This is a genomic window from Phaeovulum sp. (genome assembly GCF_041596715.1).
GTDB lineage: Bacteria > Pseudomonadota > Alphaproteobacteria > Rhodobacterales > Rhodobacteraceae > UBA6213.
Map to the genome: position 1 here is coordinate 1 of NZ_JBFHIA010000233.1, position 4,654 is coordinate 4,654.

The 4,654-nt window shown below is 63.5% G+C and carries 4 protein-coding genes and 1 pseudogene; 4 read left to right on the forward strand and 1 reads right to left on the reverse strand.

The genetic code is table 11. The annotated features are described in order from the left end of the window. The first annotated feature begins 103 nt into the window (after positions 1 to 103). The 4 genes from ABY403_RS13535 to ABY403_RS13550 are packed head-to-tail and all read left to right on the forward strand — an operon-like array spanning position 104 to position 4,048. Positions 104 to 1,519: a circularly permuted type 2 ATP-grasp protein gene (locus ABY403_RS13535; protein WP_372841359.1), complete on the forward strand. Its 1,416-nt coding sequence runs from the start codon at positions 104 to 106 to the stop codon at positions 1,517 to 1,519. Positions 1,520 to 1,523: 4 nt separating this feature from the next. Next, entirely contained in the window at positions 1,524 to 2,477 is a 954-nt protein-coding gene (locus ABY403_RS13540) for an alpha-E domain-containing protein (RefSeq protein ID WP_372841360.1), read from the forward strand. Then, complete coding sequence (locus ABY403_RS13545; RefSeq protein WP_372841361.1) at positions 2,474 to 3,289, forward strand: transglutaminase domain-containing protein; 816 nt, start codon at positions 2,474 to 2,476, stop codon at positions 3,287 to 3,289. The genes ABY403_RS13540 and ABY403_RS13545 overlap by 4 nt, the downstream gene beginning before the upstream one ends. 33 nt (positions 3,290 to 3,322) lie before the next feature. Continuing rightward, the gene (locus ABY403_RS13550; protein WP_372841362.1) at positions 3,323 to 4,048 is read left to right on the forward strand and encodes a peptidase; all 726 of its coding nucleotides are present in this window, start codon (positions 3,323 to 3,325) and stop codon (positions 4,046 to 4,048) included. Positions 4,049 to 4,140: 92 nt separating this feature from the next. Here the strand turns inward: ABY403_RS13550 and ABY403_RS13555 are convergent. Next, positions 4,141 to 4,654 (reverse strand): annotated as a pseudogene (locus tag ABY403_RS13555) (alpha/beta hydrolase); the annotation flags it as partial.

Below are 4,654 nucleotides of genomic sequence, written 5' to 3' on the forward strand. Positions count from 1 at the left end.
GCGGCAGTTTCGGTGCGATTATGCGTGTTTATGCCTGCTCGATCCTTCCCCTGCCGGGTGGGGCTGCCTAAGGTTTGTACAAAGGCCGGAGGAATCAGCCGCCATGGCGAGCCAGTTTTTCAACGAGATGTATCAGGGCGAAACCGTGCGCCCGCCTTATGCGCGGCTTGAAGACTGGATGCAGGCCATGCCAGCGCAACTTCGGCAGATGAAGCAAGCCGAGGCCGAGGCGCTGTTTCGCCGGATCGGCATTACCTTTGCCGTTTACGGTGAGGGGGGCGACCCCGACCGGCTGATCCCGTTCGACATGTTTCCCCGCGTTTTCACGCAATCCGAATGGCGCAAGCTAGAGCGCGGTATCAAGCAACGCGCCCGTGCGCTGAACGCGTTTCTGCTCGATGTCTATGGACGGGGCGAGATAATCCGGGCAGGCCGCGTTCCGGCATCGCTGGTTTATCAGAACGATGCCTACGAACCCGCCGTGGCGGGTATCGTGCCGCCGCGCGGTGTCTATAGCCATATCGTCGGCATCGATCTGGTGCGCACCGGGCCGGAAGATTTTTTCGTGCTCGAAGACAACTGCCGCACGCCTTCGGGTGTGTCCTACATGCTGGAAAACCGCGAGATCATGATGCGGATGTTCCCCGCGCTGTTTCGCGAAAACCGGATCGAGCCGGTCGATGGCTACCCCGCGCTTCTGCGCCGAACACTGGCCTCGGTCGCACCCGCCAAATGCGAGGGAGAGCCGACCGTGGTCATCCTGACCCCGGGGCACTTCAACAGCGCCTATTACGAACACTCGTTTCTTGCCGACATGATGGGGGTGGAACTGGTCGAGGGGGCCGATCTTTTTGTGGAGGGTGGGTTCGTCTGGATGCGCACCACCGAAGGGCCGCGCCGGGTCGATGTGATCTACCGTCGTATCGATGACGCCTATCTCGACCCGCTCTGCTTTCGCCCGGATTCGATGCTGGGCGTTCCGGGGCTGATGGATGTCTATCGGGCGGGCGGGGTGGCGATTGCATCGGCGCCGGGGGCGGGCGTGGCCGACGACAAGGCAATCTACACGCTGGTGCCCGAGATGATCCGCTTTTACCTCGGCGAAGAGCCCGTGCTGCAAAACGTGCCCACCTGGCAATGCGCCAAGCGCGACGATTACGCCTATGTTCTGGAACACCTTGCCGAACTGGTCGTGAAAGAGGTGCATGGCTCGGGTGGTTACGGCATGTTGGTCGGTCCAAGCTCCAGCAAGGCGCAGATCGAGGCGTTTCGCGCGCGCCTGACGGCCAACCCCGGCAATTATATCGCGCAACCGACACTGGCGCTTTCGACCACACCCACCTTCGTCAACGACGGTATCGCGCCACGCCACGTCGATCTGCGCCCTTATTGCCTTGTGGGCGAGCGGATCGAACTTGTGCCGGGCGGGCTGACCCGCGTTGCGCTGAGCGAAGGCTCGCTGGTGGTCAATTCAAGCCAAGGCGGTGGCGTCAAAGATACTTGGGTTCTGGCGGAGTGATGCAATGCTGAGCCGCACGGCGGAAAACTTGTTCTGGATCGCGCGCAGTGTCGAGCGCGCCGAAACCATGGCCCGGCTATTGGAGGTGGGCGCGCGGATCGCGCTGTTGCCGCAGGCGGGCTTTGGCTACCGCAATGAATGGGACAGCTTGCTGCGCGCCTCGGGCACCGCCGAAGGCTTTGCCGAAAAATACGGCGACCCGGTGCAGCGCAACATCGAAAGCTATCTGTTCTTTGATCGCGACAACCCAAGTTCGGTAGCCTCTTGCATCGAGCGCGCGCGCGAAAACGGCCGCATCGTGCGGACTGCACTTACAACGCAAGTCTGGGACGCGCTGAATGCATCGTTTCAGGAAATGCGCGCGCTAGAGCGCCGCCCGCGCTCGGAACTGGAACTGAGCGAGTTGACCGAATGGACGATGCGCCAAACGGCGATGCTGCGCGGTGCGATCGACGCCACGCAACTGCGCAACGATGGCTATCATTTCCTCGGGCTCGGCTTTGCGCTGGAACGCGCCGACAACACCGCACGCCTGCTGGATGTGAAATATTATGTCTTGCTGCCAAGGGTCGATTTCGTGGGCAGCGAACTCGACAACTACCAATGGCACACGCTGCTGCGCGCGCTTTCCGCGCACCGGGCCTTTCACTGGGCCTATGGTGGGGACATTACCGCGCACAAGATCGCGGATTTCCTGATCCTGAACCGGCAAAGCCCGCGCTCTCTGCTCACCGCAAGTGGCGAGGCCGTGGGCCATCTCGATGCGCTGGCGCAAACCTATGGTCACAGCACCCCGGCGCAGGGCAGCGCGCGCGCGCTTTTGGCACAGCTTGAAAAGACCACCATCGAACAGGTTTTCGACGAGGGCCTGCACGAGTTCTTGCGCCGCTTCGTGCGCGAAAACGCCAACCTCGCCGCGCTGGTGCAGCAAACCTATCTGAGCGGAGAGGCACGATGATCCTGACGGTCCGCCACGCGACGCGCTACCTCTATTCGGCGCCGATGCGCGGCGCGGTGCAAAGCCTGCGACTGTTCCCGTCTCGCTTTGAAGGGCAAAGCGTTCGCCATTGGCACGTCGAGGTCGAAGGCGGGATTCGCGGCGCAAGCTTTGTCGATGGCGCAGGCGATCGTATCGAGGGCTGGTCGGTGCGCGGGCCGCTCAACGAGGTCTGCGTACGGGTAGAGGGCGAAGTGGAAACCCACGATCTGAGCGGCGTGCTGCGCGGCCATCGTGAGGCGGTGCCCGCAGCGGCCTACCTGCGGCCAACCCCCGCAACCCAGCCCGATGCGGCGCTGACAGCGCTGGCCGAGGCTGCCGTGGCAGATGCAAAAGAGCCGCTGGCCCGCGCGCACTGCTTGTCCTTGGCGGTGACCGAGGCCATTGCCTATCGGCCAGGTGCGACGCACGCCCATACCACGGCGGCCGAGTCGCTGGGCCTGGGCGAAGGCGTTTGCCAAGACCATGCACATGCGTTGATCGCGGTGGCCAATATCACCGGAATGCCCGCGCGCTACGTTTCGGGATACCTCTTTTCAGACGCGCAGGGTGTAGCGCACGAGGCCGCCCATGCCTGGGCCGAGATCTGGCTGGACGGTCTGGGTTGGGTGGGCTTCGATGCGGCAAACGCCTGCTGCCCTGATGATCGCTACATACGCCTCGGCTCGGGCCGAAACGCGCAAGAGGCCGCCCCGATCCGCGGCCTCGCGCTGGGGCAGGGCAGCGCGGAAAAGCTCGAGGTCGAGGTTGCGGTCGGCGCGGCCCAGCAATAACGTGCCGCGACTGCGAAACCCTGAGGGCTGCCGATGACCTACTGCGTGGGCTTGCTGCTGAATGATGGCATGGTGCTTTTGTCCGACACCCGCACCAACGCGGGGCTGGACAACATTGCCACCTATACCAAGATGTTCACTTTCGAAGATCCGGGCGAGCGGGTCATCACCATCGTCACCGCCGGCAGCCTGTCGGTGACGCAAACCACCATGGCGCGCCTGCGCGAAGCGATCGACGCGCCCGAGGCGAGCCCTGACACCTCGATCATGCTGGCCCCTACAATGCTCAAGGTCGCCGAGATTATCGGCGACACGCTGGCAAGCGTGCGCACCGATATCGAAAGCCGGATGAACGCCGCCAAGGTAAGCGCCACGGCCTCGATGATCATGGCAGGGCAGCGCGCGGGGGGCGGGATGCGGTTGTTCCTGATCTATCCCGAAGGCAATTTCATCGAAGCGACGGAAGACACGCCCTTCTTGCAGATTGGCGAGCATAAATACGGCAAGCCGATTTTGGACCGCGTGGTGAAAACCACCACCAGCTTGGCCGATGCGCAAAAGGCGGTGCTTCTGTCGATGGATTCGACGCTGCGTTCAAACCTCTCGGTCGGCATGCCACTAGATCTTGCGGTGATCGAACGCGATGCCTGCCGGGTCACGATGCGGCGGCGCATCGAGGCGGGTGATGCCGATTTCGCGGCGATGAGCGAGGCGTGGTCGCATGCGCTGCGCGACGGGTTCAGCCGTATTTCGCTTTGATATCTTGCTGGCCTCCGGCGGGGATATTTGTTTCTGAAGCAGATGCTTCAGTTCAAATATCCCCCGCGGAGCGCGCCGAGGTTGCAAAGGCCTTAGCGGTTGGCGTCAAACAGCGCGGTTGCGGCGTTGTAGAAAGCGGCGCGGCGGGCAGGGGTTTCCATCATCACCTCGTGCTGGCCGCCCTTGATTTCGAGCAGCGTCGCGCCGGGCCAGCGGGCGATGCGGGTGCGGATCGCGGCCGGATCGACGATCCGCTCGTGACTGCCGAGCGTGGCAAAAGCGGGAAGCGCGGGCGAGGGCAGGCGTGCCAGGGCGCGGCACTCGGCCAGAGCGCATTTGAGCCAGCGCATCGTCGGCCCTGCGAGGGCGAGGCCGGGTTGGGCGATCAAATGCTGCTGCTGAAACGCAAACATCCCGGCATCGCCTGTAAGCATGTTGTCGTCGAAAGGGGCGGCCTGCACATACGGAACGGGGCCGTTTTCCGGGGCATAGGCCGCGCCGCGGCCAATGGCTGTGGAGAGTGTAGAGACCACATGCGCGAAGGGGCGTTTCCATGCCGGAATGGCGATGCCCCACATCGGGGCAGAGAACGCGGCGGAGGCGACC

Excerpts from the sequence above, each read along its gene's own strand:
- ABY403_RS13535 (WP_372841359.1), top strand. The coding sequence starts at position 104 with ATGGCGAGCCAGTTTTTCAACGAGATGTATCAGGGCGAAACCGTGCGC.
- ABY403_RS13540 (WP_372841360.1), top strand. The coding sequence starts at position 1,524 with ATGCTGAGCCGCACGGCGGAAAACTTGTTCTGGATCGCGCGCAGTGTC.
- ABY403_RS13545 (WP_372841361.1), top strand. The coding sequence starts at position 2,474 with ATGATCCTGACGGTCCGCCACGCGACGCGCTACCTCTATTCGGCGCCG.
- ABY403_RS13550 (WP_372841362.1), top strand. The coding sequence starts at position 3,323 with ATGACCTACTGCGTGGGCTTGCTGCTGAATGATGGCATGGTGCTTTTG.